The following is a 3,087-nucleotide window of genomic DNA, read 5'->3' as shown; positions in this document are numbered from 1 at the left end:
TGGATGAGGTCGAGGACCTGCAGTCCGCGGTTGGTGTATTTCTTGGCGATCGAGATGACGAGGCGCAGATTGGCTTCGACCATTTCCTTCTTGGCGATGCGGGCTTCGCGCTCGCCCTTCTGGACCTGGTTGACGATCCGGCGGAACTCGGGGAGCGCCATTCCGGTCTGCTGCGAAATGTCGGCGATCTCGAAGCGAATGCGCTCGACGCTTTCTTCCTCGGCGACGGCGAAAGCTGCGAATTTCTTGTCGATCTTCGACGCGCGCTCGAGCCAGCCGTCGTCGAGCTCGGCGCCCATATAGCTGTCGAGGAAGGCTTTGCGCGGCACCTTGTGGCGCTCCGCGAGGCGCAGCATCTGGCCGCCGAGCGTCGTCAGACGGCGGTTGTAGCTGTACAGCTGGTCGACGAGATATTCGATCTTCGCGGCGTGGAACTGGACGCTCTCGACCTCGGCGGTCAGTTCTTCCGAGAGGCTCTGGTATTTCTTCTCGTCCGAGGCGGGGAAGCCGACGCCGGCGCCGAGCGCCTCGAGCCGGGCCTGCTGGAGCTTCGAGAATTTCTTGAACAGCGCGGTGATCGAGGCGAACTTCTCGAGCGCGACCGGTTTGAGCTGCTCTTCCATCTGGGCGAGGCTGAGGGTGTTGTCCTCATCCTCGTCCTCGACCGCGGCGGGGGTGCGGCGGTCGACCATATCCTCTTCATCGGAATCGGCGTCGGCACTGGCCTCGACCGGTTCGGCCTCCTCCTTGAAGGTCGGACCGACGGCTTTTTCACTGATTTCGTCGTTGTTATCGTCCTCGGACTCCGACACCTGCTCGGGAGTCGGGCCCTTCGACAGCATCGCTTCGAGATCGAGGATCTCGCGCAGCTGCATCGTGCCTTCGTTGAGGTTGTTCGACCATTCGATGATCGCGTTGAACGTGATCGGGCTTTCGCACAGCCCCCAGATCATCGTGTCGCGGCCCGCCTCGATGCGCTTGGCAATGGCGATTTCGCCCTCGCGGCTGAGCAGCTCGACCGCGCCCATTTCGCGCAAATACATGCGCACCGGGTCATCGGTGCGGTCGATCGTTTCCTTCTTGACGGCGACCGGCTTGGGCCCGCTGTCGTCGAGCGGATCGACCTCTTCGACGGGCTCCTCGGCTTCTTCCTCCTCGTCGGCGCCTTCCTCGGCATTCTCGACGATGTTGATGCCCATTTCGGACAGCGCCGAGGTGATGTCCTCGATCTGGTCCGAATCCATCTGGCCCGAGGGAAGCGCCTCGTTCAATTCGTCGTAGGTGATCACCCCGCGCTTCTTGGCGCGCGCGATCAACTTCTTGATCGAGGCGTCGTTGAGGTCGATGAGCGGGGCGTCGCCGCCGTCCTGCTCGAGTTCGCTGGTGTCGTTTTTCGCCATATTGTCGTGCCGCTTACTCATTGCCGGCCAGCCGCGCCAGCCGTTCCTTTATTTCATCGCGCGCGCCGTGCAGCCGCTGCTGCTCGGCGAACGCCTCGTCGTCCCCGGTTGCGAGCGCTTGCGTCGCATCGGCGAGCGCCAATTCGACCTCCGCCGACGCGGTCAGCGCCTCGATCGCCGCGGCCAGGTCGCTCGCCGCTTGCGCGGGGTCGGTATCTGGACGCGTAAAGGAGAAGCCGATGCCACCGCGTCGCGCGGAGCGTCCGCCACTTGCCGCCAATATGGGGAGAAGCGCTTCGCGATCAAGCGGTTCGCCCGACATCGCCGCGTCGACCAGTCGGGCGCGCTGCGCGGCCGCGGTGCGATCGGCGATGGGGAGATGGGCGAGGGCTTCGAGTTGGGCGGTGAGCGCCTCGGGGAAAAGGGCGAAACCGGTGAGCAGGGCGCGGGCCATGCTGGGGTCGATACCGACCGACCCGATCGCCCGGATTTCCGGACCTGTCGGCCCCTCGGGGGACACGAACCGGCGAGTCTTCGGATCATATTTGCCGCGCCGTTCGAACGGGCGCGCGGGGCCGCCGCCAAATTGGGCGCGCTGCGGGCGGACGAGTGCGTCGAAGCGGGCGAGCCATTCGTCGCGGTAAAGCGAGGCGAGGCTGCGGTCACCGATCGCCTGGGAATGCTCGATCAGTCGCTGGCGCAGCCCGGCGCGGGCTTCGGGGGTGGTCAGCGGGGCGGCATCGCGTTCGTGGCGCCAGAGGCGCTCGACCAGCGGTTCGGGCTCGGCGAACAGCGCATCGAGCGCGGCACGGCCGCCGCTGCGGACGAGGTCGTCGGGGTCCTGGCCCGGCGGCAGCGCGACGAAGCGCAGGGTGCGCTCCGGGGCGAGATGGGGGAGCGCGCGCTGGCCAGCGCGGATCGCGGCTTTCTGCCCGGCGCTGTCGCCGTCGAAGCACAGGATGGGGGCGGGGTCGAGCCGCCACATCCGTTCCAGTTGGGCCTCGGTCACGGAAGTGCCGTTGGGGGCGACGACTTCGCAAATGCCGGCGCGGTCGAGCGCGATCACGTCCATATAGCCTTCGACCACGATGAGGCGTTTGGCGGTGCGGCTGGCGGGGGAGGCGCGGTCGATATTGTAGAGGGTGCGGCCCTTGTCGAACAGGACAGTCTCGGGGGAGTTGAGGTATTTGGGCTCGCCGTCCCCCAGGATGCGCCCGCCGAACGCGATGACCCGACCGCGCGGGTCGCGAATCGGGATCATCAGCCGGCCGCGGAACCGGTCGTAAGTGTCGCCCTCTTCTGGCTTGATCAGCATGCCGGTGTCGACGAGCTTCTCCTCGCCGAAGCTGTTGAGCGCGGCCTTGAGGCGGTTGCGGGCGTTGGGGGCGAGCCCGAGGCCGAAGCGCTTGGCGACGGTGGCGTCGATCCCGCGGTTGGTGAGATAGGCGCGGGCTTCGGCTCCTTCGGGCGAGGCGAGCGTGTCGGCGAACCAGCCTTGCGCCGCCGCCATGACGTCGGTCAGCCCGACGCTGCGCTCGGCCTTCTCGCGGTCGCGCGGGTCAGCGGCGGGCACCTCCATCCCTGCCTTGCCCGCCAGTTCCTTGACCGCCTCCATGAACGGCAGCCCGCGTGCGTCGGTGAGGAAGCGGATCGCGTCGCCATGCGCGCCGCAGCCGAAGCAATGGTA

Annotated in this window: 2 protein-coding genes; both read right to left on the bottom strand. The window is 66.9% G+C overall.

Annotation, left to right across the window (positions count from 1 at the left end):
* Window positions 1-1,400: RNA polymerase sigma factor region1.1 domain-containing protein (locus tag Q0R27_RS13015; protein ID WP_293945650.1), on the bottom strand; the 1,400-nt coding region annotated here is incomplete at its 3' end.
* A 13-nt stretch (window positions 1,401-1,413) separates the two neighbouring features.
* The coding region (gene dnaG / locus Q0R27_RS13010; protein ID WP_293945647.1) for a DNA primase at window positions 1,414-3,087 on the bottom strand (1,674 nt) is incomplete at its 5' end.

Source organism: Sphingomonas sp., assembly GCF_025362505.1.
GTDB lineage: Bacteria > Pseudomonadota > Alphaproteobacteria > Sphingomonadales > Sphingomonadaceae > Sphingomicrobium.
Note: the sequence above shows the minus strand (reverse complement) of the source record. Positions and strands in the feature narration are given on the sequence as shown.